Below are 24,372 nucleotides of genomic sequence, written 5' to 3' on the forward strand. Positions count from 1 at the left end.
ACATGACCGTTTTGGATGAGGCGCCGGGTGAGTCGACGGGTGAGCCGACGGACGCGCGCGGGCGAGTCGCCGAGCTGCACGAGATCCGTGCGCAGGCGCTGGCCGGACCGAGCGAGAAGGCGACGGAGGCCCAGCACGCCAAGGGCAAGCTGACCGGCCGGGAGCGCATCGAGCTGCTCCTCGACCCGGGTTCCTTCCAGGAGGTCGAGCAGCTGCGCCGGCACCGGGCGGTCGGGTTCGGCCTGGAGGCCAAGAAGCCGTACACCGACGGTGTCATCACCGGCTGGGGCACGGTGGAGGGCCGCACGGTCTTCGTCTACGCCCACGACTTCCGCATCTTCGGCGGCGCGCTGGGCGAGGCCCACGCCACGAAGATCCACAAGATCATGGACATGGCCATCGCGGCCGGTGCCCCGCTGGTCTCGCTGAACGACGGCGCGGGCGCCCGTATCCAGGAGGGCGTCTCGGCGCTCGCCGGCTACGGCGGCATCTTCCAGCGCAACACCAAGGCGTCCGGGGTCATCCCGCAGATCAGCGTGATGCTCGGCCCGTGCGCCGGCGGCGCGGCCTACTCGCCCGCCCTCACCGACTTCGTCTTCATGGTCCGCGAGACCTCGCAGATGTTCATCACCGGCCCGGACGTGGTCAAGGCGGTGACCGGCGAGGAGATCACCCAGAACGGCCTGGGCGGCGCCGACGTGCACGCCGAGACGTCCGGCGTCTGCCACTTCGCCTACGACGACGAAGAGACCTGCATCGCCGAAGTCCGCTACCTGCTCAGCCTGTTGCCCCAGAACAACCGGGAGAACCCGCCGCGGGTCGAGGCCGCCGACGCGGCCGACCGCCGCAGCGACGTCCTGCTCGACCTGGTCCCGGCGGACGGCAACCGCCCGTACGACATGGCCAAGGTCATCGAGGAGATCGTCGACGACGGCGAGTACCTGGAGGTCCACGAGCGCTGGGCGCGGAACATCATCTGCGCGCTGGGCCGGCTGGACGGCCAGGTCGTCGGCATCGTCGCCAACCAGCCGCAGACGCTCGCCGGCGTCCTGGACATCGAGGCCAGCGAAAAAGCTGCGCGCTTTGTCCAGATGTGTGACGCTTTTAACATCCCGATCGTCACTTTCCTGGACGTCCCCGGGTTCCTCCCGGGCGTCGACCAGGAGCACGGCGGAATCATCCGCCACGGCGCGAAGCTCCTCTACGCCTACTGCAACGCGACCGTGCCGCGGATCTCCCTGATCCTGCGCAAGGCCTACGGAGGTGCGTACATCGTCATGGACAGCCAGTCCATCGGTGCCGACCTCACCTACGCCTGGCCGACGAACGAGATCGCCGTGATGGGCGCCGAGGGTGCCGCCAACGTCATCTTCCGGCGGCAGATCGCCGAGGCCGAGGACCCCGAGGCCATGCGGGCCCGCATGGTCAAGGAGTACAAGTCCGAGCTGATGCACCCGTACTACGCGGCCGAGCGCGGCCTGGTCGACGACGTCATCGACCCGACCGAAACCCGCGAGGTGCTGATCCGCTCCCTCGCCATGCTGCAGACCAAGCACGCCGACCTGCCCTCGCGCAAGCACGGCAACCCCCCGCAGTAACCCAGCGGACCCTCCGCGCTACCCCCGCGGAAACCTCTCTCACGGAGACTGAGACCTATGAACACCCCTGACATCCGCGTCGAGAAGGGCCACGCCGACCCCGAGGAAGTCGCCGCCATCACGGCCGTCCTCCTCGCCCGCGCGGCCGCCCAGCCCTCCGAGACCCCGGCCCACCGAGGCCCCAAGGCCGGCTGGCGCCGCCTGGAGCGCGAAGGTGGCTTCCGGGCCCCGCACAGCTGGCACTGAGCCCCACAGCCCCGCATACGGCCCCGCCCTCCCCACCGGGAGGGCGGGGCCGTGGCGCATCATGGGGAACCATGACGGAGTTGACGGAGATAGGGGACCGGGTCGCGCTCGTCGACGCGCGGCTCAAGCCCATCGCGGAGCGGCCGGTGGACACGTCCGATCCCGACTGGGAACGGAGGATGCGGGAGCGGCGCCATCCGCTGGACGAGGCGGGCGTCCGTACGGAGGCCGAGGACGCGCTGCGGGACCTTGTCCGATGCTACGAGCGCGGGGGCGAGCCCGAACGGGCCGCCGTGCGGGCCCTGTTGAGCCGGCACACGGCGTTCCGCTGGGCGGCGCAGCTGCCCTTCGAGGCCACCCCCGAGGGGTTCCGGCTGCGGCTGCTCCAGATGTCCGTCGCGGATCACGGGCACGACACCCGGGACGAGCTGGTGACCCTGCACTACCTGCGCGAGGAGGCCCGCGAGGCCGGGGTCGAGTTGCGGCCGATCCTGCTGGAGGTCGCCGAACTCTCCAGCGCCGAGGACAGGTTCGGGATGGGATCCATGCGGGACATCCTGCGGAACGCGGCCGGTCGCTGACGCGAAAGGGCCCCCTCGGGAAGAGGGGGCCCTTTCGTCGTACGGCGGTTGTCGCTAGCGCAGGCGGGCCATCAGGGCGTGCTCGACCAGCGTGATCAGGGCCGACTTGGCGTCCGCACGGTGGCGGGCGTCGGTGGTGATGATCGGGGTGTCGGGACCGATCTGCAGGGCCTCGCGGACCTCGTCGGGGTTGTACGGCTGGTTGCCGTCGAAGCCGTTGAGGGCGATGACGAAGGGGAGGCCCGAGTTCTCGAAGTAGTCGACCGCGGGGAAGCAGTCGGCGAGACGCCGGGTGTCGACCAGGACGATCGCGCCGATCGCGCCTCGTACCAGGTCGTCCCACATGAACCAGAAGCGGTCCTGACCGGGGGTGCCGAACAGGTACAGGATGAGGTCCTGGTCCAGGGTGATACGGCCGAAGTCCATGGCCACCGTGGTGGTGGTCTTGTCCCCGGTGTGGGTGAGGTCGTCGATGCCGGCCGACGCGGACGTCATCACGGCCTCTGTGCGCAGCGGGTTGATCTCCGAGACGGCGCCGACGAACGTGGTCTTGCCCACGCCGAAGCCGCCCGCCACCACGATCTTCGCTGAGGTGGTGGAGCGGGAAGGACCGCCGCTAGAGCTTGCGAAGTCCACTGAGCACCCTTTCGAGCAGTGTCACGTCTGGCTGGCCGCCGGCGTTCTCGTCGCCGCCGGGCTGATGGATGGCGACCAGTCCTGCTTCCGCCAGGTCGGCGACGAGGATCCTGGCCACGCCGAGAGGGATGGTCAGGAGGGCCGAGATCTCGGCCACCGACTTGATCTCCCGGCAGAGGTTGCAGATCCGCTGATGCTCGGGCAGCTGGCCCTGCATCTGGTGCGGCTGCGCGGTGGTGTGCACCAGTGCCTCGATGGCGAGCTGGTAGCGCGGGCGGGTCCGGCCGCCGGTCATGGCGTACGGACGCACCAGGGGGTTGCTGGCGCCTCCCGCGGGGGAAGGCTCAGGGGAGCGTCGCTGCGGCTGCACGGGCTGGATACGTGGCGCCGGCGGCTGGTCGTACGGCGACGGCCCGGGACCCTGCGGACCCTGGGGCGCGTACGGCTGCTGACGCCGCTGGCTCGGGGCGGAGGGGAAGTTGTAACGGTTCGGGTTCTGGGAACCGTCGTTCGGGCCCTGGGCAGGGCCGTACGACCAGTTACCCGAATTCGAACCGCCTGGGGGTGTTGCCACTTTCTCCTCCTCCGACTGTGCCGAGCACCCATCCCTGTGGAGCCGCGTCCCGAAACCTTACGGCCCCGGGACGCCAAAACGCACCGTCTGTCTGTCAGTTGAGCAGGCTGCCCTGGAGTTCGGCACGCAGATCCGGCGTCAGGACCGTACCGGCACGGTCCACCAGAAGGGCCATCTCGTACCCAATGAGGCCGATGTCCGCCTCGGGGTGAGCGAGAACCGCGAGGGAGGAACCGTCGGATACGGACATGATGAAGAGGAATCCCCGCTCCATCTCCACAACCGTCTGGTTCACGCTGCCGCCCTCGAAGATGCGCGAGGCACCGGCGGTCAGCGAGGTCAGACCCGACGCGACGGCCGCAAGCTGATCGGCACGGTCACGCGGGAACCCTTCGGACATCGCCAGAAGGAGTCCGTCGGCGGAGACCACCACCGTGTGGGACACCCCCGGGGTGTTGTCCACGAAGTTGGTGATCAACCAGTTCAGGTTCTGCGCCGCCTGGCTCATCGGGCTCACACTAACGCTCCTGGTTGTAGGTGCTGTCAGAGCCGAAGCCCTGGCCGTTCGTTTCACTGCTGGCGTTGCGTCCGCGCTGTACACCGCGACGCAGGTTGCTCAGCCGGCCCCGGACGTCCTCCGGGGCGCGGGAGACCTGTGGGCCTCCCTGGGGGGTGCTGCTGGCGGCTCCCTCGACCAGGTTGGCCTTGGGTACCCGCCGCGGCAGGCCGGAGGAGGTGACCCCGCCCGCCTTGGGCTTCCGGAGCGCGGAAGCCTGCTGCCAGCGCTCGTCGTTGGCCGAGCGCCAGTCGCCGTTGCCGCTGCCGTTGGTCTCCGGCGTGGCGGCGGCGGGCGCCGGTGCCGGCGTCTCCTGGTTCACGTGCCGGGTGCCGTTCGAACCGTTCGTACCACCCGCGAAGGATCCGCGGCGGGGAAGCCCGGCGTCGGTCAGCGCGTGGGCGGCGGAGGGAGCAGGTCCCGGACGCTCGAAGCCTACGCGGTCGCGCTCACTGACGTCAGCGGCCTGCACAGGTTCCGTTTCCGGAGCGTACTGGTCCTGGTAACCGTTCTGGTAGCCGTCCTGCTGTGGCCAGTCGTCCTGGTAGCGGCGCTCCTCGAAGGCCGGGAAGGACTCCGGTACGCCACCGCGGGCGACCCCGGGCTCCTCCTGGACCGGCTCCGCATACGAGGGCTCGGGGTAGCCGCCGTTCGACGAGAACGTGTCGTTCTGCGGCAGGCCGCCGTTCGGCGCGAAGTACGGCTCCTCGTACGCCGGGCGCTGCTGCTCCTCGTACGGAGTCTGCTGCTGCTCCTCGTACGCCGGGCGCGGGTCGAAGGAGCCGGTGTTCTGCTCCTGGAAGCCGCCGCGGCCGTTGTCGTATGCCTGCGGGCCGTCGAAGGCGTCGGCGTACGGCGGGATCTCGGGGGAGTCCTGGCCGGGCTGGCCGTGCTCCTGCCGGCCCTCCAGGGCCGCCCGGCGCTCCTCGCGCATCAGCGAGCGGCCGACCGGGTCCAGCTCCCGGATGTCGTCCGGGACCTCGGCGTAGCGGGTGTCGTCGAAGCCGAGCTCCGCGGCCGTGCGCATCGGCAGGCCGTTGTTGAAGTCCTCGCCCTGGAACTGCTGCTCCGGGATGATCTGCGAGACCGTGAACTCGTCCTGCGAGGGCTGCTGCTCGCCGCCGCCACCACCGTGGGTGATCGCGTCCGGCAGCATGACCAGGGAGGTCGTACCGGCCTGCTCGCCCGAGGGGCGCAGCTGGACCCGGATGCCGTGCCGGTCGGACAGCCGGCCGACCACGAAGAGGCCCATGCGCTGGGAGATCGCGGCGTCCACGGTCGGCGGGTTGGCCAGCTTGTGGTTGATGTCCGCGAAGTCCTCGGCGGTGAGGCCGATGCCCTTGTCGTGGATCTCGATCATCACGCGGCCGTCGGGGAGACGGGTCGCGGTGACGCGGACCTTGGTCTGTGGCGAGGAGAACGTGGTGGCGTTCTCCAGGAGCTCGGCGAGCAGGTGCACGAGGTCGGTGACCGCGCGGCCGTGGATCTCGGCCTCCGGGACGCCGGAGAGCTCGATGCGCTCGTACTGCTCCACCTCGGAGGAGGCGGCACGGAGCACGTCGACCAGCGGGACCGGCTGGTCCCAGCGGCGGCCGGGCTCCTCGCCGGCGAGGACCAGGAGGTTCTCGCCGTTGCGGCGCATGCGGGTCGCGAGGTGGTCCAGGCGGAAGAGGTTCTCCAGCTGGTCCGGGTCGGCCTCGTTGTTCTCCAGGTCGGTGATCAGGGTCAGCTGGCCCTCGATCAGCGACTGGTTGCGGCGCGACAGGTTGGTGAAGATCGCGTTGATGTTGCCCCGCAGCAGGGCCTGCTCGGCGGCCAGTCGGACCGCCTCGCGGTGGACCTGGTCGAAGGCGCGGGCGACCTCGCCGATCTCGTCCCGGGTGTTGATCGGGATGGGCGCGACCCGGGTGTCGACCCGGCCGGGGTCGGTGCGCGAGAGCTGGTCGACCAGCATCGGCAGCCGCTGCTCGGCGATGCCGAAGGCGGCGTTGCGCAGCTGGCGCATCGAGCGGGACATCTGCCGGGCGACGGCACCGGCCAGGATGAACGCGAGCAGCAGGGCGACCACGACGACGGCACCGGTGATCAGCGCGTCACGCTTGGCGTTGTCCGCGATGGTCGAGGCCTCGCTCACCGCGGTGTCGGCCTTGGCCTTCTCCAGCTTGCGGTAGGCGTCGAACTTGAGGGTCGTGACGGCCCACCAGTTCTCGGCGGTGATGCCCTGCTCGGCCAGGGCCTCGCGCGCGGCGGGGGCCGTGGTCTGCAGCGACGCCATGCCCTGGATCATGGTGGTCGGGTCGGACGGCGGCGGCACGTACTTCTGGCCCGCGGCGGCGGCCTTCGCGGCCGCCTGCTTCGCCAGCGCAGCGCCGTCCGCCTTGATCTGCGTGGTGAGGGTGTTCAGCTTGACGAGGTCCTCGTCGGTGCCACCGGCCTGGTACTCCTGGAGCGCGATGCCCTCCAGATAGGCGTACGAGGTCAGGGCGACGCGCTGCTTGGCCAGGTCGGTCTCCTTGGGACCCGGGTTGACCAGCAGGTGCATGCCGATGGCGCGCTCCAGCGAGAGCGCGCCCTTGGCCAGTGCGATCGCATAGACGGAGCGGCCGTAGCTGGTGATGTTTCCGGTGCCGAGGCCGAGCTCGTTGGAGAACTCGAGCAGCGGGTGCTCGATGTCCACGTAGGTCTCTTCGGTCTCCACACCTGAGAACTTGTTGGTGTAGGCCTTCTCGCGGATGGTCGCGAGCTCCGGCTCGACCTTGCGGAAGCGCTCCAGGCGGCGGACCAGGTTGGGGCGGTCCGGCATGTTCTGGGCGGCCTCGTCGAAGGCGTCGGCGGCCTCGTCGGTGTCCTTGCGCAGCTTGGCGACGGTCGCCTTGTCGGCGGCGGTCATGCTCTTGCCCTTGAGCAGCGGCGCGGCGGTGCCGTCACGCTCGACCAGCACCGCGTTGCTGTAGGTCAGGGCGGCCTGCACCAGACGGGCGGTGTTCTCGGCGTCCTTGGCGTCCTGCCAGGTGTCGATCGAGCCCTTCACCTGGAAGCCGCCCATCACCAGGCCGACCGCCACGGGTATGAGCAGGATCGCGTTCAGCCGGGTCGGAACGCGCCAGTTGCGCGGGGAGAGACGGCCGCCGCTGGGGGCCGGCGCGGCCGTTGGTTCCGATCCGGGCACAGGGGCGGGCGCCGCTCCGCGCGGCGGCGGGGTGAAGTTGCCCCGGGCCGACGGCTCGGGACCGTTCTTGCTTCGCCTCACTCGACCAACAACCTCTCGGCGGCGGGCACGAACCTTGTGCCGCAGTGTCTCAGAGCCCAGTTCGCCACTGAGTACGCAGTACTACTGAGTACGTCTTTGACTATTGGGCAGTTCAGGCATTCCAGCACGACGACCTGCGCTCTTCCAAACAGTGGAAAGCGAGGATTCCGTGTGATGTAAGCCCCAGATAAAACGGTCATAAAGAGCGAGCCCCGTCAAAAGACGGGGCCTTCGTGTGCGCAGCGACACCAGTTGGCAACGACCTGTGGCCGTACCACCCGATTCCTCTGCCGAAACGTTATGAACACCGGGGCCGACCGTGTCAAAGGCCACAGCCGGCTCCGGTGCTTCTACGACAACTGCCGTACGACATTGCCGACTTGGTGACGATCTACCGCAGCCGTGCCATGAGGGCGTGCTCGACCAGAGTGATCAGCGCGCTCTTGGCATCGGCCCGGTGGCGGGCGTCGGTGGTGATGATGGGGGTGTCGGGGCCGATCTGCAGGGCCTCGCGCACCTCCTCGGGAGCGTACGGCTGGTGCCCTTCGAAGCCGTTGAGTGCGACGACGAACGGCAGTCCGCTGTTCTCGAAGTAGTCGACCGCGGGGAAGCAGTCGGCCAGGCGCCGGGTGTCGACGAGCACGATCGCGCCGATCGCGCCTCGTACCAGGTCGTCCCACATGAACCAGAAGCGGTCCTGACCCGGCGTACCGAACAGGTACAGGATCAGGTCCTGGTCGAGCGTGATACGGCCGAAGTCCATGGCCACCGTGGTGGTGGTCTTGTCCCCGGTGTGGGTGAGGTCGTCGATGCCCGCGGACGCGGACGTCATGACGGCCTCGGTGCGCAGCGGGTTGATCTCGGAGACGGCGCCGACGAAGGTCGTCTTGCCCACGCCGAAACCACCCGCCACCACGATCTTCGCGGAGGTGGTGGCCCGCCCTCCGTCAGAGCTTGCGAAGTCCACTGAGCACCCTTTCGAGCAGTGTCACGTCCGGCGCACCGGTCGTCTCGTCGCCGCCCGGCTGGTGGATGGCGACGAGCCCGGCCTCGGCCAGGTCCGCGACGAGAATGCGGGCCACGCCCAGCGGCATGGCCAGGAGCGCCGACACCTCGGCGACCGACTTGACCTCACGGCACAGGTGGCAGATGCGCTGGTGCTCCGGGAGCAGCCCCATGAGTGCTGCGGGGTCGGCCGTGGTGCTGATCAGCGCCTCGATGGCGAGCTGATAGCGCGGCCGGGTCCGGCCGCCGGTCATCGCATACGGACGTACCAGCGGCTGGTCGCCCTCATCCTCGTACGGCTCCGCGTACGGATCATGAGAGGCGGTGGGCGGGGTCATGAATCCTCCGGGCGGGACAGCAAGTCGGTCGGGCTGGCCGTCTGACAGGGCCGGTGGGGGATTGTGTCGGCCGGACGGTGATGTCGTGAGGGGGGTGGATCCTAGCCGGTCAGTGGAGCAGACTGCCCTGTAGTTCGGCACGCAGGTCCGGTGTGAGGACCGCACCTGCACGGTCGACGAGCAGCGCCATCTCGTAGCCGACCAGGCCGATGTCGCACTCGGGGTGCGCGAGCACGGCCAGGGACGAACCGTCCGAGACGGACATCAGGAACAGGAATCCCCGCTCCATCTCGACGACCGTCTGCGCCACGTTGCCACCCTCGAAGATCCGGGAGGCCCCGGCGGTCAGCGAGGTGAGCCCGGACGCGACAGCCGCGAGCTGGTCCGCGCGGTCCCGCGGGAAGCCTTCCGACATCGCCAGAAGGAGACCGTCGGCAGAGACGACGACGGTGTGGGACACACCGGGGGTGTTGTCCACGAAGTTGGTGATCAACCAGTTGAGGTTCTGTGCCGCCTGGCTCATCTGGCTCAACTAACGCTCCTGCTGGTGAGTGGGGCCCGGGAAGCTGCCGGTCTGGCCGGTACCGGCCTGCCGACCCTGCGCGATGCCCCGACGGAGATTGGTCAGCCGGCCGCGTACGTCGTCAGGCGCACGCGAGACAGCCGGACCGCTTTGGTGCTGTTGCTGCTGAGCCGTGCCCGGGACGAGGTTCGCCCGGGGCACCCGGCGCGGCAGGCCGGAGGTGGTGACGCCGCCCGCGGCCGGCTGCCGTACGCGCTCTGCCTGCCGGACGAGGTCGTCGTTCGGCGAGCTGCGCCAGCTGGAGGTCGCGGGACGCTGAGGGGCAGCGGGCGCGGCCGGAGCCTGCGACTGCTGCGGGGCGGGAGCGGAGCCGTTGCCGTTGCCCGGCCGGCCACCGCCCGGTCCGCCGTGGAACCAGTTGGTCTCCAGGGTGTCGTACAGCGGGGTACGGCCGTCGCCCGGGCCGGAGGCCGGCGGCAGCGCCTCGGGCTCCTGGCGGGCGGGCCGCTGCTGCGGACGCGGCGGGACCGGCGGGCGCTGGGCACCGAAGTCGCCCTGGGGACGCTCGAACTGGCCGTTGCTGCTGCCGTTCGGACGGCCCGGCAGGGAGTGCTGTCCGGTGGAGCTGCCGTCGTAGCCCGGCGTGGCGAACTGGCCCGTGGAGCTGGGGTCGTAGGCCGTCGGGCTCGCGAACTGACCGGTGTTCGCCGGGTTGTTCGGGTTGTTCTGACCGTTCTGGCCGTTCGGCGAACCGAAGACGTCCGAGCGGACGAACTGACCCGAGTTCTGTGAACCGTTGGCACCGGGCTGCGGAACCGCGAAGTCCTGAGCACCGAACTGCCCGGTGTTCTGCGCCGGGTCCGCACCGGGACGGCCGAACTGGCCCGAGTTCTGCGGCGACTCCGAGCCGGGGCGGGCGAACTGCCCCGTGTTCTGCGGCGAGTCCGTGCCCGGACGGGCGAACTGGCCCGTGTGCTGCGGGTTGTTGACCGCGCCGAAGTCGGGGCGCGGGAACTCGGAGGTGGAGCCCGGCGCCTGGCGCTCGTCGGTGCGCCCGATCGCCGGCATCTCGGAGGTCGCGTCGATGCGCGGCATCCGGGAGGTCTCGTCGTGACCGCGCGGGGTGTCGAGCGAGGCCCGCGGCACCGGCGGCTGCGCGTTCTCGTCGCTCCAGCTCGGCGTGCGCGGCTGCTGGTTGCCGCCCGGCAGCTCGGCCCGCGGCCCACCGCGGCCCGGCAGCTGCGGGATACGGCCGCGACGCCCGCGGCCTTCCTTGGGCGGCTCGGAGTTGTTCGAGGACTGCGGGGGTACGGCACCACGGGCGCCGCCGAAGCTGTCCTGACCGCCGAAGGCGTCCTGGCCCGCGGCCTGGAGGCCCTGCGGCGCACCCGGCGCCTGACCGAAGGCACCCGCGCCCGCGGGAGCCGGCCGGCCCTGCGGCGCGGCGCCCGGAGACTGCGGTCCACGCGCGCCACCCGGCGCACCCGGACGGCCGTTGCCGCCGCCGGCGCCCGGAAGCGCGGCCCGCGGCCCCTGACCGGCCCCAAGCCGACCGCCCCCGGAGGGCGCACCGGCACCGAGGGCACCACCGGGAGCACCGCCCGGCGCACCGGCGCCGAGGGCGGGACCACCGGGCGCACCGGCACCGGCGGCCTGACGGCGAGCAGCGGCCACACCGGCGGCGGCCTGCGCGGCGGCCGGACCACCGGCACCGCCGGCGCCCTGACCGGGCTTGCCCTGCGGCTTCTTGCCGCCCTGGGCGACGTCCACGGGAAGCATGACCAGCGCGGTCGTACCACCGGAGTCGGACGGGCGCAGCTGGATGCGGATGCCGTGGCGCTGCGACAGCCGGCCGACCACGAACAGACCCATGCGGCGGGAGACCGAGACGTCCACGGTGGGCGGCGAGGCGAGCCGCTCGTTGATCGCCGCGAGGTCCTCGGGGGAGAGGCCGATACCGGTGTCGTGGATCTCGATCAGGACGCGACCGTCGGGCAGCGCGTGACCGGTGACCTTGACCTTGGTCTGCGGCGAGGAGAAGGAGGTCGCGTTCTCGAGCAGCTCGGCGAGGAGGTGCACGAGGTCGTTGACCACGCGGCCGGCCACTTCGGTGGTCGGCACGGCGGCCAGTTCGATGCGCTCGTACTGCTCCACCTCGGAGGCGGCGGCGCGGAGCACGTCGACCAGCGGGACCGGGCGGGTCCAGCGGCGGCCGGGCTCTTCACCCGCGAGGACCAGAAGGTTTTCACCGTTCCGGCGCATACGGGTCGCGAGGTGGTCGAGCTTGAAGAGCGAGGACAGCTGGTCCGGGTCGGCCTCGCGCGACTCCAGCTCGGAGATGAGCGAGAGCTGGCGCTGGATAAGACCCTGGGAGCGGCGCGAGAGGTTGGTGAACATCGCGTTGACGTTGCCCCGGAGAAGGGCCTGCTCGGCGGCGAGGCGGACCGCCTCGCGGTGCACGTCGTCGAAGGCCGCGGCCACCTGGCCGATCTCGTCCCGGGAGTGCACACCGACCGACTCGACGGAGGTGTCGACGTCCTGCGGGTCCGACTCCGACAGCTGCTTGACCAGCTCGGGCAGGCGATCCTGGGCGACCTTGTTGGCGGTCTCCTGGAGGCGGCGCAGCGAGCGGATCATGGAGCGGGCGATGACGAAGGCGCCGACGAGCGAGACGCCGAGCACGAGCAGGATCAGCGCACCGGAGATGATCGCCTCGCGCTCGGAGGCGGAGCGCAGCTCGCGGGCCTTCTGCTCCATGTCCTCGAGCAGCGTGTGCTCGATCTTCTTCATCTGGTCGATCTTGGTGGAGCTGTCGTCCACCCAGTCCTGGTAGGACCGCTTCTGCAGGTCCTGAAGGCCGCCCTGGCCGGCCAGCGCGCGGCTGGCGTAGGTGTCGGTGGCCTTGATGGTCGCGTTGTTCTCCTCGATGGGCTTGAGGAGAGAGGCGGCGCCCTCGGTGCCGTAGATGCTCTTGAAGCTGCGCAGCTCGGAGATCTGGCTCTCGAGCGCCGAGTCGGCGTACAGGCGGTCGTTCTCCGACAGGCTGCCGAAGGTCGAGTTGTTCGCGGGCAGCGCCGCCGCCAGGACCGCGCGCTGCATCGACGCGTACTCCTTGGCGGAGGAGAACGCGGACAGCGAGCGCGTGCGCTGGATCATCTCGGGGTTGCTGGTGGCCTCCGCCATGTCCTGGGAGAGGTCCAGCAGGTGGGTGATGAGCCGGTGGTAGGCCTCGACCGTCTGCGAGGAGTTGAGCTTCGCCTCGTACGCGGTGGAGCGGATCTTCGAGAGCCCCTCCAGGTCGCTGACCACACCGACGAGGCTCTCCCGGACGCCCTGGAGGGAACCGTCGTTGTTGGAGGTGTCGATCTCCTCGGCGGCGTCGATGAAGTTCTGCTTCGCCCGGTCCGTCTTGTCCCGGTAGCCCTTGACCGTGTAGTCGCTCGCCTTGGAGCCGTGCGCCAGCGGACCGGCGGACTGGTCGCGCTCCTCCTGGAGCGCGGCGGCCAGCTCGGTGGCCTGCTTGGTCATCTCCGTCAGCAGCTTCATGTTGTCGAGCTGCTGGATGTCGTCCATGTTGTCGCTGATGCGCAGCGCGCCCAGCGAGGTGGCGGCGACCACGGGGAGCGCGAGCAGCGAGACCAGGCGCGTGGAGATACGCCAGTTGCGCAGCGCCAGGCGCGTCCCGGGGCCGCTCGGGCCCTTGGGCGGCTTCACCGGCGGAGCGGGGGGCGGGGAACCGGCGGATGCCGACGCGCCGGGGCGCCCGGAGCGCTCACCGCCGTCGCCGGTCGGGGCCGGAACCGGGTTCTGGGCGTGCTGGGGCGAGGAACTGCCGCTTACGGGGCCAGTCCCGCCGTGCGGCTCCGGCTCCGCCGAAGCACTGCCATCCCTCTTGAAACGTCCCTGCACTAGCGTCGCAACCTCTGGACCAGGCGCCCCTCCGCGTGAACGGAAAGACACGGTGTCGGCGTTTGGGGAGCGCCCTGAACGCGCCCCCCAGGTGGTCTTGAGTGACCGGCGCTGGTTCCCCCTATCTCGCCGCCACCCGGCGCTCGTTGCGCCCCCTGTGCGCCGGCTCGATCCTGCGGCGGTCCGTGGCATTCCAGCACAGTGCAGGATCTCCAACAAGGCTCACGGGTCATGCCGTGACCTATGTGACAGCACGTGAGTGCGGAGTCACCAGGCGTAGAAAGGGATCTTCCCCATAACGGGCGTATCCGCGCGAGTTGGACGGGATCGGGCGGTGTCCCAGTCGCCATGATCAGGAGCGGAATGATGGCTTCAGGGGGTCAATGTCCGTTTCGTTGGGGTGAGTTGCGGGCCGGAATTGACCGGTTTGCCTGCCGCTCAGTGAGCAAACTCACATGCTGATCAAGGGGGCTTCACGGCTTCGCATGGGAATTGGATGTTTAGCCTGACGCTTTACAAGAAGTCGGCAACTGCCAACCCACACACAGACGACAGGGTCAGTACAACCGTGAAGACGACGATGATGTTCCACAACATAGCCAACCCGCGGCGCACGACCCTGGCCCACCTCGAGGACGCCGACGCACTGCAGACCCCCGAGCAGGAGCACCCCCTCGACCTCCCCGCCCAGACCGCCAACCCCAGGCGCACCGTACTGATGGACATCCCCGTCACCGCCTCCGTCGCCGACTGATACGCGCCGGACGCGCTGATCACTCAAGCCGCCCGCAGCAGGTAATGCGCAAGTCGGCGGCCCCCTCCCGCGTTAGCCTGGAGCGTCAGACTCCACCGGCTTCAGTGAGGGGCGCCAGGATCCCGTGCGCATCGCCAGATTCTCCATCGACGGGAACGTCGCCTTCGGCGCGGTCGAGGGCGACAGGCCGGACGAGCTCGTCCTCGACATCATCAAGGGCATCCCGTTCGCGGACTTCGAGCTCTCCGGTACGAAGGTCCCGCTGAGCAAGGTCCGGCTGCTGCCGCCGGTGCTCCCCAACAAGGTCGTGGCCTACGGCCGCAACTACGCGGAGCACGCGCGCGAGCTGGGCAACGAGGTGCCCGACGCACCCTTCGCCTTCTTCAAGCCCTCCACCTCGGTGATCGGCTCCGGCGACGAGATCCAGTACCCCTCCTTCTCCGAGGAACTGCACCACGAGGCCGAGCTGGCCGTGGTGATCGGCCGGATGTGCCGCGAGGTCCCGCGCGAGCGTGTGGCGGACGTGATCTTCGGCTACACCTGCGCGAACGACGTCACCGCACGTGACGTCCAGAAGCGCGAGAAGCAGTGGGCCCGGGCCAAGGGCTTCGACACCTCCTGCCCGCTCGGCCCCTGGGTGGAGACCGACCTCGACCTCGCCACCGCGTCCGACCTGACCGTCCAGCTGACGGTCAACGGCGAACAGCGCCAGCTCGGCCGCACCAGCGAGATGATCCACCCGATCGAGGACCTGATCGTCAACATCACCGAGGCCATGACGCTGCTCCCCGGCGACGTGATCCTCACGGGCACCCCGGCAGGCGTCGGGCCGCTCACCGTCGGCGACGAGGTCGCCGTCACCATCGAAGGCATCGGCACTCTCACCAACAAGGTTGTCAAGCGTGGCTAGCGCACCCGTACGCGTCCGTTTCTGTCCTTCCCCCACCGGCAACCCCCACGTGGGCCTGGTGCGCACCGCCCTGTTCAACTGGGCGTTCGCCCGCCACCACCAGGGCACCCTCGTCTTCCGTATCGAGGACACCGACGCCGCCCGCGACTCCGAGGAGTCGTACAACCAGCTGCTCGACGCGATGCGCTGGCTGGGCTTCGACTGGGACGAGGGCCCCGAGGTCGGCGGCCCGCACGCGCCGTACCGCCAGTCGCAGCGCATGGACCTCTACAAGGACGTCGCCGCCAAGCTCCTCGACGCCGGTCACGCGTACCACTGCTACTGCTCCCAGGAGGAGCTGGACACCCGCCGCGACGCCGCCCGCGCCGCCGGCAAGCCGTCCGGTTACGACGGCCACTGCCGCGACCTGAGCGCCGGGCAGGTCGAGGAGTACCGGGCCCAGGGCCGTACGCCGATCGTCCGCTTCCGCATGCCCGACGAGACGATCACCTTCACCGACCTGGTCCGCGGCGAGCTGACCTTCACCCCGGAGAACGTGCCGGACTACGGGATCGTACGAGCGAACGGGGCGCCCCTGTACACGCTCGTGAACCCCGTCGACGACGCCCTGATGGAGATCACCCACGTCCTGCGCGGCGAGGACCTGCTCTCCTCCACCCCGCGGCAGATCGCGCTCTACAAGGCGCTGACCGAGCTCGGCATCGCCAAGCGGACCCCGGACTTCGGGCACCTCCCCTACGTCATGGGCGAGGGCAACAAGAAGCTCTCCAAGCGGGACCCGGAGTCCTCCCTCAACCTCTACCGCGAGCGTGGCTTCCTGCCCGAGGGACTGCTCAACTACCTCTCCCTGCTGGGCTGGTCGCTCTCCGCCGACCAGGACATCTTCACGATCGACGAGATGATCGCGGCCTTCGACATCGCGGACGTCCAGCCCAACCCGGCCCGCTTCGACCTGAAGAAGTGCGAGTCGATCAACGGCGACCACATCCGGATGCTCGACGTGAAGGACTTCACGGAGCGCTGCGCCCCCTGGCTGCGGGCGCCGTTCGCGCCCTGGGCCCCGGAGGACTTCGACGAGTCGAAGTGGCACGCGATCGCCCCGCACGCCCAGACCCGCCTCAAGGTCCTCTCGGAGATCACCGACAACGTCGACTTCCTGTTCCTGGCGGAGCCGGTCTCCGACGAGGCGTCCTGGACCAAGGCGATGAAGGAGGGCAGCGACGCGCTCCTCACCACGGCCCGCGAGAAGCTGGACTCCGCGGACTGGACCTCGGCGGAGTCCCTGAAGGAGGCCGTCCTGGCGGCGGGCGAGGCCCACGGCCTCAAGCTCGGCAAGGCCCAGGCCCCGGTCCGCGTGGCGGTCACCGGCCGCACGGTCGGCCTGCCCCTCTTCGAGTCCCTGGAGGTCCTGGGCAAGGAGAAGACCCTGGCCCGGATCGACGCGGCACTGGCGAAGCTCGCGGCGTAACGCCGAACAGTGTGAGGGGCGGCACCCGGACAGCCGGGTGCCGCCCCTCACACTGTTCGCCCGCTCCGGGTTACCGTCGGATCATGAGTATTCGCGCCGTGGTCTGGGACGTTGACGACACTCTCTTCGACTACAGCGGGGCGGACCGTGCGGCCATGCGGGAGTACCTGGTCGTCGAGGGGCTGCTCGACCAGGACGAGGCCGTGCCGGAGGCGCTTGAGCGGTGGCGGGTGGCCACCGAGGTCAACTGGGCGCGGTTCTCGGCCGGCGAGGTCTCCTTCGAGGGGCAGCGGCGGGACCGGGTGCGGCTGTTCCTGGAGCGGGAGCTGACCGACGACGAGGCCGACGACTGGTTCCGGCGCTACAAGGCGTACTACGAGGCCGCCTGGGCCCTTTTCCCGGACGTCATGCCCGCCCTGGACGCCCTCGCCGCCAGCCACCGGCACGCCGTGCTGTCCAACTCCAGCATCCACGTCCAGGACCGCAAGCTGCGTGCGCTCGGCGTGCACGACCGCTTCGAGGTCATCCTCTGCGCCGCCGAACTCGGCGTCTCCAAGCCCGAGGCCGGCGCCTTCCTGGCCGCCTGCGAGGCCCTGGACCTCGCACCGCACGAGGTCGCCTACGTCGGCGACCACCCGGAGATCGACGGGCGCGGTGCCGCCGACGCCGGACTGCTGTCGGTGTGGATCGACCGCCTGGGCGTCCACACCGGTGACGGCGCCCCCACGGGCCCCCGCCGGATCGCCTCCCTCGCCGAACTCCCCGCGATCCTCGGCGCTGATACCCGTTTTGGAGCCCCGTCCACCTTCAGGTAATGTTCTTCCTGCGCCGCCGGGGAGCGGGCCGAAAGGCCGGAAACCGGGGGAGCGAACTAGAACAAGATCCCCGCAGGGGCTTGCGTTCCAGTGGCCTATGGTGTAATTGGCAGCACGACTGATTCTGGTTCAGTTAGTCTTGGTTCGAGTCCAGGTAGGCCAGCTCGCAGAGCTCATCTGCGCCGCGGATGCTTTGAATCAAACGCAGTATCCGCAAAGCCCCCGTTGTGTAGCGGCCTAGCACGCCGCCCTCTCAAGGCGGTAGCGCCGGTTCGAATCCGGTCGGGGGTACTGGTCCCGGTCAACTCGGGATCGCTAGGGCCCCCGTTGTGTAGCGGCCTAGCACGCCGCCCTCTCAAGGCGGTAGCGCCGGTTCGAATCCGGTCGGGGGTACGAACTGGTCTAAACCACATTGGTCTATGGTGTAATTGGCAGCACGACTGATTCTGGTTCAGTTAGTCTTGGTTCGAGTCCAGGTAGACCAGCTCGGATCTGCGGCGTTGTAAGTCAAACGCTCGCAAGATCCACGCCCCCGTTGTGTAGCGGCCTAGCACGCCGCCCTCTCAAGGCGGTAGCGCCGGTTCGAATCCGGTCGGGGGTACTCGATCGAAGGCCCTCCAGCGTGAAGCTGGAGGGCCTTTCGCATGTCCCGCTCACTCGAAGCCGTACCGCCGCGCCGACTCCTCCTCCTGTGCCAGCCGGTGCAGCGACTGGAGGATCGGCTCGTTGATGATCGCCCCCAGGATCGCGAACTCGATCCGCTCCTCCTCCGACGGATGCGTCTCCATGTTGTCCATGTCGAGGACGGCCGTCCGGTGCATCAACTCGGCGTACGGGGCGAGTAGTTCGGCACCCCAGTCGTAGCCGAGCCGACGGAACGCGGCCACCGACACCACCAGCGAGCGATACGCGGGGGAGATCGTCGTGAGCTGCTTGGCGTTCTCCCAGCCGAGCCGGTCCAGCAGCGCGTCGACCTGCTGGTGCGCGGTCCGGACGTACTCGTCGTCCTCGTCCGGCTCCGGCACCTGTGGCAGTGCCCACAGGGCGGCGCCCAGGCGGATCACCCGGGGCAGCGAGTCGTCGTCCACATGCCCCAGCACCTCCCGGACCGTCGCCACCGGCACGCGCCCGACCTGGATCATCGCGCGGACCAGTTTCAGCCGGCGCAGATGCTCCTCGTCGTACTCGGCGGTCGTGGTGTTGATCTGGCGGCCCGGCGGCAACAGGCCTTCGCGCAGGTAGTACTTGATCGTCGCGGTGGACACCCCACTGCGCTCGCTCAGTTCGGCCAGCCGCATGTCTTGCGCTCCTTCTCGGATACCGGCACTATCCCATCATCGCCGCTCGGATAGCGCCGCTCGCCAACAAAGGGGAAGTCGCCATGGTGTCCCGTACGACCGCCGACGCGAAGGGCGATGTCGTCGTCCTGCTGATCGGCATGCGCATCAACCGCTTCTGGGCCGTCCATCTGTGGGGGCCGGTGATGCTCGGCATGCTCCGCATGCTGCGGGAGCTGGAGAAGGACCCCGCGCGCGGGCTGCGCAGCAAGGTCCTGCTGACGGCTTCGCCGCGCACCTACTACGTCGTGCAGTACTGGGAGTCCAAGGAGAAGCTGTACGCCTACGCGACCGCGCCGGACGCGTTCCACCACAAGGCCTGGGGCGCGCTCAACCGCAAGGAGCGCGACGGGAAGCTGCGGGGGCAGGTGGGGATCTGGCACGAGGCGTACGTGGTGCCGGAGGGGTCGTACGAGGCGATCTACGGGGACATGCCGGCCTTCGGCCTCGCGGCGGCGCACGGGCAGATCCCGCTGGAGAAGCGGGGCCGGTACGCCAAGGACCGGTTCGCGCACCGCTCGCAGCCGGAGGCGGCGGCCGAGAAGACCGGGTGACCAGGGGGGATCGGGGGAGCGGGGAGGGCCTGCCGCGGCGTTGGGGCGGGCCCTCCCCGCTGACGTTCCCGTGTGGTCCGGAAGTCAGCCGGTGCGGCGCAGGGCCTCGGAGAGGCGGGCCGCGGCGTCGATGACCGCCTGGGCGTGCATCCGGCCCGGGTGCCGGGTCAGCCGCTCGATGGGGCCGGAGACCGAGACGGCGGCCACCACGCGGTTGGAGGGGCCCCGCACGGGCGCGGAGACGGAGGCGACGCCCGGCTCCCGCTCGCCGATGGACTGGGCCCAGCCGCGGCGCCGTACGCCCGAGAGCGCGGTGGCCGTGAAGCGGGCGCCCTGAAGGCCGCGGTGCAGGCGCTCCGGCTCTTCCCAGGCCATCAGGATCTGCGCGGAGGAGCCGGCCTTCATGGTGAGCGTCGAGCCGACCGGGACCGTGTCCCGCAGGCCGGACAGGCGCTCGGCCGCGGCGACGCAGATGCGCATGTCGCCCTGGCGGCGGTAGAGCTGGGCGCTCTCGCCCGTGATGTCCCGCAGATGCGTGAGCACCGGGCCCGCGGTCGCGAGGAGGCGGTCCTCGCCGGCCGCCGCGGCCAGCTCCGCGAGACGGGGGCCGAGAATGAAACGGCCCTGCATGTCACGTGCCACCATGCGGTGGTGTTCCAGGGCCACGGCCAGTCTGTGGGCCGTTGGTCGTGCCAGTCCGGTGGCCGCCACCAATCCTGCGAGCGTGGCGGGCCCGGACTCCAGGGCGCTCAGGACAAGGGCTGCCTTGTCCAGAACGCCGACGCCGCTACTGTTGTCCATGCAACGATACTCACGTCTCACTCTGTGAAACGCAAGTTCATTTTTCCGTGAGACGCGCAACCCTTGTATGCACAGCGGCCCGCAGACCGACGGGCCTGGCGGCGGGTGCCCGGGAACAGGGGCCGAGGGCGTCGCCTCCACAAGATCTCTAGTTGGGCCGGTGGACGTTTGCCGGCCGGAGGGAAAGCGATGGGTAGGACACTCGCGGAGAAGGTCTGGGACGACCATGTCGTCCGGCGCGCCGAGGGCGAGCCCGACCTCCTCTTCATCGATCTGCACCTCCTGCACGAGGTGACCAGCCCGCAGGCCTTCGACGGCCTGCGCCAGAACGGCCGCCCGGTGCGCCGTCTCGACCTCACCATCGCGACCGAGGACCACAACACCCCGACCCTCGACATCGACAAGCCGATCGCCGACCCGGTCTCCCGGGTCCAGCTGGAGACGCTGCGCAAGAACGCCGCTGAGTTCGGCGTGCGCCTGCACTCGCTGGGCGACGTCGAGCAGGGCGTCGTGCACGTGGTCGGCCCGCAGCTGGGTCTGACCCAGCCCGGTATGACGGTCGTCTGCGGCGACTCCCACACCTCCACCCACGGCGCCTTCGGCGGCCTGGCCTTCGGCATCGGCACCTCCCAGGTGGAGCACGTGCTGGCCACCCAGACGCTGCCGCTGGTCCGCCCGAAGACCATGGCCATCACGGTCAACGGCGAACTGCCCGAGGGCGTCACCGCCAAGGACCTGATCCTGGCGATCATCGCCCGGATCGGCACCGGCGGCGGCCAGGGCTACGTCCTGGAGTACCGGGGCTCGGCCATCGAGAAACTCTCGATGGAGGCCCGGATGACCATCTGCAACATGTCGATCGAGGCCGGCGCCCGCGCGGGCATGGTCGCCCCCGACCAGACCACCTTCGACTACCTGGAGGGCCGCCCGCACGCGCCCAAGGGCGAGGACTGGGACGCGGCCGTCGCGTACTGGAAGACCCTGAAGACGGACGCGGACGCCGAGTTCGACGCCGAGGTCGTCATCGAGGCCGCCGAACTGTCGCCGTTCGTCACCTGGGGCACCAACCCCGGTCAGGGCGCGCCCCTTTCGGCGGACGTCCCCGACCCGGCTTCGTACGAAGACGCTTCGGAGCGCCTCGCCGCCGAAAAGGCCCTGGAATACATGGGGTTGGAGGCCGGCCAGCCGCTGCGCTCCATCAAGGTGGACACCGTCTTCGTAGGCTCCTGCACCAACGGCCGTATCGAGGACCTGCGTGCCGCCGCCGAGCTCGTCAAGGGCCGCAAAGTCGCCGACGGCGTACGGATGCTGGTCGTCCCGGGCTCCGCGCGGGTGGGCCTCCAGGCCGTCTCCGAGGGCCTGGACGTCGTCTTCAAGGAGGCCGGCGCCGAATGGCGGCACGCGGGCTGCTCGATGTGTCTGGGCATGAACCCGGACCAGCTGGCCCCGGGTGAGCGCTCCGCGTCCACCTCCAACCGCAACTTCGAGGGCAGGCAGGGCAAGGGTGGCCGTACGCACCTGGTCTCGCCGCAGGTCGCCGCCGCGACCGCCGTGCTGGGCCACCTGGCCTCGCCCGCCGACCTGTCCGACGCCCCTGTCGCCGCTGGAGTCTGAGAGTCATGGAAGCATTCACCACGCACACCGGCCGGGCCGTCCCGCTGCGCCGCTCCAACGTCGACACCGACCAGATCATCCCTGCTCACTGGCTCAAGAAGGTCACGCGGGACGGGTTCGAGGACGGGCTGTTCGAGGCCTGGCGCAAGGACGAGAACTTCATCCTCAACCGCCCCGAGCGCAAGGGCGCCACGGTCCTGGTGGCCGGCCCCGACTTCGGCACCGGCTCCTCCCGTGAGCACGCCGTCTGGGCGCTGCAGAACTACGGCTTCAAGACCGTGATCTCCTCCCGCTTCGCCGACATCTTCCGCGGCAACTCGCTGAAGAACGGCCTGCTCACGGTCGTTCTGGACCAGAAGATCGTGGAAGCGCTGCAGGAGCTGAGCGAGAACGACCCCGAGGCCGAGATCACGGTCGACCTGGAGGCCCGCGAGGTGCGCGCCGAGGGCGTCACCGCGAGCTTCGAGCTGGACGAGAACTCCCGCTGGCGGCTGCTGAACGGGCTGGACGACATCTCCATCACCCTCCAGAACGAGGCCGACATCTCCGCGTACGAGGCCAAGCGCCCCTCGTACAAGCCGCGGACGCTCCAGAGCTGACCCACGCGGCCGGAACGCGACTGGTTTCGGCCACCGAAGCACCCCTCCTGTACCCCCGATCAGCCCGATCGGGGGTACAGCCGTGTCTGCACCCGAACGGCCCTGCGGGCGCGCGGATGTTCTCCCAACTTCCCACGTTACGAAGGCTGTTGTGGGGGTAGCCGTGGGTTGTGGGCGGTACTTCCGGCAGAGCCCGGAAGGCCGTTTGAGGGCACAGTTGCGACCCCCGCAGGCGACAACTCGCCCCAGATGGCACAATCTGTGCATGGAACACGACGGCCAACTCGAGCTCTATGCGGCGGTCGCGGTCCAACTCAAGGAAGCGCACACAAGAGTGCGCGCACTGCAAGTCCCGGAGGGCGTACGGATGGCGCTGACCCGGAAGCTGCTGGTCATTACGGCCGCGGCCAAGCACGATCTCGCCGACGCGGCAAGGCGACTGGAGGCGTTCAGCACAGACCTCGACGAGGGTCGATTCCCCGAAGAGGACCGCTGAACGCAGCCGAGACAGCCGAGTTCGTTGCGGCGCATGGGTGATAAGCCCGTTTCGTGTTTGATTTGCGGTATATATCTGCCTAACGTGCGAAAAAGCTTGAACACTTTCGTTCTGGCAATGTCTCCGAAGGGGAAGACGTGAACAAGGCGCAGCTCGTAGAAGCGATTGCCGACAAGGTCGGTGGCCGGCAGCAGGCCGCCGAGGCCGTCGACGCGGTCCTGGACGCCATCGTCCGCGCGACCGTCGCGGGGGACCGGGTCTCGGTCACCGGCTTCGGTTCGTTCGAGAAGGTCGACCGTCCGGCCCGCTACGCCCGCAACCCCCAGACGGGCGAGCGGGTTCGGGTCAAGAAGACCTCCGTGCCGCGCTTCCGCGCGGGCCAGGGCTTCAAGGACCTGGTGAGCGGCTCGAAGAAGCTGCCGCGCGGCGGCGAGGTCGCCGTCAAGAAGGCGCCCAAGGGCAGCCTGACCGGCGGTGCCACCGCGACCGTGAAGAAGGCGGCCGCGAAGAAGGCCGCCCCCGCGAAGCGGGCGACGGCCGCGGCGAAGAAGACCACCGCCAAGAAGACGACGGCCAAGAAGACCACGGCCACCGCCAAGAAGGCGACCGCGAAGAAGACCACGGCCAAGAAGGCCACGGGCGCCGCCAAGACCACCGCGGCGAAGAAGACCACCGCGAAGAAGGCGACGGCCAAGAAGGCCCCGGCGAAGAAGGCGACCGCCAAGAAGGCGCCCGCCAAGAAGTCGACGGCTCGCACGACCACCGCCAAGAAGGCCACCGCCCGCAAGAGGTAAGCGCACAGGGGCACTCACGCGCCGGGCCGGACTCCGCATCGGAGTCCGGCCCGCGGCGTGTGCAAGGGCAATTACATGGTTTGAAGGGTTACGAGGGTGATCCGCAGGGCGCCGCCCTCGGTCTCCGTCTCGATACGCACCCGTTGGCCCGGCCTGAGCAGCCGCAGACCGCCCGCGTCGAACGCCGCCGCGTCGAAGGGCACGGGTGTGCCGTCGTCCAGGAGCACCTGTCCGCTGCGGGTTTCGGGGTCGTAGGTGTACGAGGTCGCCTGCATGCCCGGCAGCCTACTGCCCGGGGATCAGCAACCGCGCGGCCACGGCGGCCGTCCGGGCGCCCACCCCGAGTGCAAGGGCCGCGCGCAGGTCGTCGCCGGTGTCCACGTCCTGTCGTACCGAATCCACCGCGTCGAGCAGGAGTTCCACCGCACCCGACGCGCGATGGCGGGTCCGGGAATCGGGGCCGAATGCCGGGAGCAATTCCCGGCCCGGGGTCGCGGCCAGCAGTGTGGTGCCGATTGCGGCCGCATCGGCGAGAAAAGCGCGGGGGAATTCCGTGGCCGCGTCCAGGACCCGGGACAATTCCAGCGGGCGCAGGGCCGGGAGGTCGGCGTTCAGGGCGGCTACGGCGCATTCCGGGCGCTCGGCGCGTACCGCGGACGCGCCGTGCGCCAGCGCCGCGTTCAGGCCGCCGGAGGGCTCGTCGGCGACGATGCGGGCGCCCAGCGCGGCCAGCTCACGGCCCGCGAGGGCGTCGTCCGTGACTACCGCCACATCCTTGACCACCGGGCAGGCCAGCGCCGCTGCCACGGTGTCCTGCGCGAACGCGAGGGCGAGGCCCGGGCGCATCCCGTCGTGCGCGGTGTCCGAGAGCCTGCTCTTGGCCCGCGCCAGGGGTTTCAGGGGTATGACCAACGTCCACTGCACGAGCGTTCCGTCCCTCTCTTGTCGCGGCCATTGTCACTCAGCCGTCACCTCGGCCATCTGGCGGTCGCGGCGCCGAGGCGTACGGTGTTC

Annotated in this window: 24 protein-coding genes and 5 tRNA genes; 17 read left to right on the forward strand and 12 right to left on the reverse strand. The window is 69.8% G+C overall.

All coding sequences use genetic code 11. The features are described 5' to 3' along the window. Positions 1 to 2: 2 nt before the first annotated feature. From ACQEWB_RS34630 to ACQEWB_RS34640, 3 genes are all read left to right on the forward strand, one after another. Positions 3 to 1,598: an acyl-CoA carboxylase subunit beta gene (locus ACQEWB_RS34630; protein WP_432838079.1), complete on the forward strand. Its 1,596-nt coding sequence runs from the start codon at positions 3 to 5 to the stop codon at positions 1,596 to 1,598. 57 nt (positions 1,599 to 1,655) lie between these two features. Beyond that, the gene (locus ACQEWB_RS34635; protein WP_432838081.1) at positions 1,656 to 1,844 is read left to right on the forward strand and encodes an acyl-CoA carboxylase subunit epsilon; all 189 of its coding nucleotides are present in this window, start codon (positions 1,656 to 1,658) and stop codon (positions 1,842 to 1,844) included. A 71-nt stretch (positions 1,845 to 1,915) separates the two neighbouring features. After that, positions 1,916 to 2,425, forward strand: coding sequence for a hypothetical protein (locus tag ACQEWB_RS34640; RefSeq protein WP_432838083.1), 510 nt, complete (start codon positions 1,916 to 1,918; stop codon positions 2,423 to 2,425). A gap of 54 nt (positions 2,426 to 2,479) precedes the next feature. On the opposite strand, the gene ACQEWB_RS34645 is transcribed toward ACQEWB_RS34640, so the two are convergent. From ACQEWB_RS34645 to ACQEWB_RS34680, 8 genes are all read right to left on the reverse strand, one after another. Beyond that, positions 2,480 to 3,061 (reverse strand): GTP-binding protein, encoded by a 582-nt coding sequence (locus ACQEWB_RS34645; protein ID WP_026248371.1) that lies wholly within the window; start codon positions 3,059 to 3,061, stop codon positions 2,480 to 2,482. Further along, a complete protein-coding gene (locus ACQEWB_RS34650; RefSeq protein ID WP_432838086.1) occupies positions 3,042 to 3,635 on the reverse strand; it encodes a DUF742 domain-containing protein in 594 nt (197 codons plus the stop codon). Before ACQEWB_RS34650 ends, ACQEWB_RS34645 begins: the two co-directional genes overlap by 20 nt. Positions 3,636 to 3,729: 94 nt before the next feature. Continuing rightward, complete coding sequence (locus ACQEWB_RS34655) at positions 3,730 to 4,143, reverse strand: roadblock/LC7 domain-containing protein (RefSeq protein WP_005479603.1); 414 nt, start codon at positions 4,141 to 4,143, stop codon at positions 3,730 to 3,732. 10 nt (positions 4,144 to 4,153) lie between these two features. After that, entirely contained in the window at positions 4,154 to 7,441 is a 3,288-nt protein-coding gene (locus tag ACQEWB_RS34660; RefSeq protein WP_432838089.1) for a nitrate- and nitrite sensing domain-containing protein, read from the reverse strand. A 391-nt stretch (positions 7,442 to 7,832) separates the two neighbouring features. Beyond that, positions 7,833 to 8,408 carry a GTP-binding protein gene (locus ACQEWB_RS34665; protein ID WP_432838091.1) on the reverse strand — a complete coding sequence of 192 codons (576 nt, stop codon included), beginning with the start codon at positions 8,406 to 8,408 and terminating at the stop codon, positions 7,833 to 7,835. After that, on the reverse strand, positions 8,389 to 8,784 hold the full coding sequence (locus ACQEWB_RS34670) for a DUF742 domain-containing protein (RefSeq protein WP_016432454.1): 396 nt from the start codon (positions 8,782 to 8,784) through the stop codon (positions 8,389 to 8,391). Before ACQEWB_RS34670 ends, ACQEWB_RS34665 begins: the two co-directional genes overlap by 20 nt. A gap of 109 nt (positions 8,785 to 8,893) precedes the next feature. Continuing rightward, on the reverse strand, positions 8,894 to 9,307 hold the full coding sequence (locus ACQEWB_RS34675) for a roadblock/LC7 domain-containing protein (RefSeq protein ID WP_003973453.1): 414 nt from the start codon (positions 9,305 to 9,307) through the stop codon (positions 8,894 to 8,896). Positions 9,308 to 9,316: 9 nt separating this feature from the next. Continuing rightward, on the reverse strand, positions 9,317 to 13,216 hold the full coding sequence (locus tag ACQEWB_RS34680; protein WP_432838093.1) for a nitrate- and nitrite sensing domain-containing protein: 3,900 nt from the start codon (positions 13,214 to 13,216) through the stop codon (positions 9,317 to 9,319). A 568-nt stretch (positions 13,217 to 13,784) separates the two neighbouring features. Here ACQEWB_RS34680 and ACQEWB_RS34685 point away from each other — a divergent pair. From ACQEWB_RS34685 to ACQEWB_RS34725, 9 genes are all read left to right on the forward strand, one after another. Next, positions 13,785 to 13,970, forward strand: a complete 186-nt coding sequence (locus ACQEWB_RS34685) for a hypothetical protein (protein WP_432838095.1) — start codon at positions 13,785 to 13,787, stop codon at positions 13,968 to 13,970. 124 nt (positions 13,971 to 14,094) lie between these two features. Continuing rightward, positions 14,095 to 14,880: a fumarylacetoacetate hydrolase family protein gene (locus tag ACQEWB_RS34690; protein WP_432838097.1), complete on the forward strand. Its 786-nt coding sequence runs from the start codon at positions 14,095 to 14,097 to the stop codon at positions 14,878 to 14,880. Beyond that, the gene (gene gltX, locus ACQEWB_RS34695; protein WP_432838099.1) at positions 14,864 to 16,348 is read left to right on the forward strand and encodes a glutamate--tRNA ligase; all 1,485 of its coding nucleotides are present in this window, start codon (positions 14,864 to 14,866) and stop codon (positions 16,346 to 16,348) included. Before ACQEWB_RS34690 ends, gltX begins: the two co-directional genes overlap by 17 nt. Positions 16,349 to 16,431: 83 nt before the next feature. Next, positions 16,432 to 17,163: an HAD family hydrolase gene (locus ACQEWB_RS34700; RefSeq protein WP_432838101.1), complete on the forward strand. Its 732-nt coding sequence runs from the start codon at positions 16,432 to 16,434 to the stop codon at positions 17,161 to 17,163. A gap of 91 nt (positions 17,164 to 17,254) precedes the next feature. Then, positions 17,255 to 17,326, forward strand: a tRNA-Gln gene (locus tag ACQEWB_RS34705). A 55-nt stretch (positions 17,327 to 17,381) separates the two neighbouring features. Then, positions 17,382 to 17,454, forward strand: a tRNA-Glu gene (locus ACQEWB_RS34710). 29 nt (positions 17,455 to 17,483) lie between these two features. Beyond that, positions 17,484 to 17,556, forward strand: a tRNA-Glu gene (locus ACQEWB_RS34715). Positions 17,557 to 17,576: 20 nt separating this feature from the next. Next, positions 17,577 to 17,648: transfer RNA gene (locus ACQEWB_RS34720), tRNA-Gln, on the forward strand. A gap of 43 nt (positions 17,649 to 17,691) precedes the next feature. Next, positions 17,692 to 17,764: transfer RNA gene (locus tag ACQEWB_RS34725), tRNA-Glu, on the forward strand. A 52-nt stretch (positions 17,765 to 17,816) separates the two neighbouring features. Here the strand turns inward: ACQEWB_RS34725 and ACQEWB_RS34730 are convergent. Continuing rightward, entirely contained in the window at positions 17,817 to 18,461 is a 645-nt protein-coding gene (locus ACQEWB_RS34730) for a MerR family transcriptional regulator (RefSeq protein WP_432838103.1), read from the reverse strand. Positions 18,462 to 18,544: 83 nt separating this feature from the next. Here ACQEWB_RS34730 and ACQEWB_RS34735 point away from each other — a divergent pair, with 83 nt between their 5' ends. Beyond that, positions 18,545 to 19,054 carry a DUF4188 domain-containing protein gene (locus ACQEWB_RS34735; RefSeq protein ID WP_432838105.1) on the forward strand — a complete coding sequence of 170 codons (510 nt, stop codon included), beginning with the start codon at positions 18,545 to 18,547 and terminating at the stop codon, positions 19,052 to 19,054. 84 nt (positions 19,055 to 19,138) lie between these two features. Here the strand turns inward: ACQEWB_RS34735 and ndgR are convergent, their stop codons facing one another. Beyond that, entirely contained in the window at positions 19,139 to 19,855 is a 717-nt protein-coding gene (gene ndgR, locus ACQEWB_RS34740) for an IclR family transcriptional regulator NdgR (protein ID WP_007384919.1), read from the reverse strand. 189 nt (positions 19,856 to 20,044) lie between these two features. Here ndgR and leuC point away from each other — a divergent pair, with 189 nt between their 5' ends. The 4 genes from leuC (at position 20,045) to ACQEWB_RS34760 (ending at position 23,358) form a co-directional block, all read left to right on the forward strand. Next, on the forward strand, positions 20,045 to 21,469 hold the full coding sequence (gene leuC, locus ACQEWB_RS34745; protein WP_432838108.1) for a 3-isopropylmalate dehydratase large subunit: 1,425 nt from the start codon (positions 20,045 to 20,047) through the stop codon (positions 21,467 to 21,469). Between the two features lie 5 nt (positions 21,470 to 21,474). After that, positions 21,475 to 22,068 (forward strand): 3-isopropylmalate dehydratase small subunit, encoded by a 594-nt coding sequence (gene leuD / locus ACQEWB_RS34750; protein ID WP_432838110.1) that lies wholly within the window; start codon positions 21,475 to 21,477, stop codon positions 22,066 to 22,068. Between the two features lie 265 nt (positions 22,069 to 22,333). Further along, entirely contained in the window at positions 22,334 to 22,564 is a 231-nt protein-coding gene (locus ACQEWB_RS34755; RefSeq protein ID WP_432838112.1) for a hypothetical protein, read from the forward strand. A gap of 137 nt (positions 22,565 to 22,701) precedes the next feature. Continuing rightward, the gene (locus ACQEWB_RS34760; protein ID WP_432838114.1) at positions 22,702 to 23,358 is read left to right on the forward strand and encodes an HU family DNA-binding protein; all 657 of its coding nucleotides are present in this window, start codon (positions 22,702 to 22,704) and stop codon (positions 23,356 to 23,358) included. Positions 23,359 to 23,429: 71 nt separating this feature from the next. On the opposite strand, the gene ACQEWB_RS34765 is transcribed toward ACQEWB_RS34760, so the two are convergent. Together ACQEWB_RS34765 and cofC are read right to left on the reverse strand one after the other, a co-directional pair. Beyond that, positions 23,430 to 23,633, reverse strand: a complete 204-nt coding sequence (locus tag ACQEWB_RS34765) for a hypothetical protein (protein ID WP_432838116.1) — start codon at positions 23,631 to 23,633, stop codon at positions 23,430 to 23,432. Between the two features lie 10 nt (positions 23,634 to 23,643). Further along, positions 23,644 to 24,282, reverse strand: coding sequence for a 2-phospho-L-lactate guanylyltransferase (gene cofC, locus ACQEWB_RS34770; RefSeq protein ID WP_432838118.1), 639 nt, complete (start codon positions 24,280 to 24,282; stop codon positions 23,644 to 23,646). Positions 24,283 to 24,372 lie beyond the last annotated feature (90 nt).

This window comes from Streptomyces sp. CA-249302 (genome assembly GCF_050936785.1).
Lineage (GTDB): Bacteria > Actinomycetota > Actinomycetes > Streptomycetales > Streptomycetaceae > Streptomyces.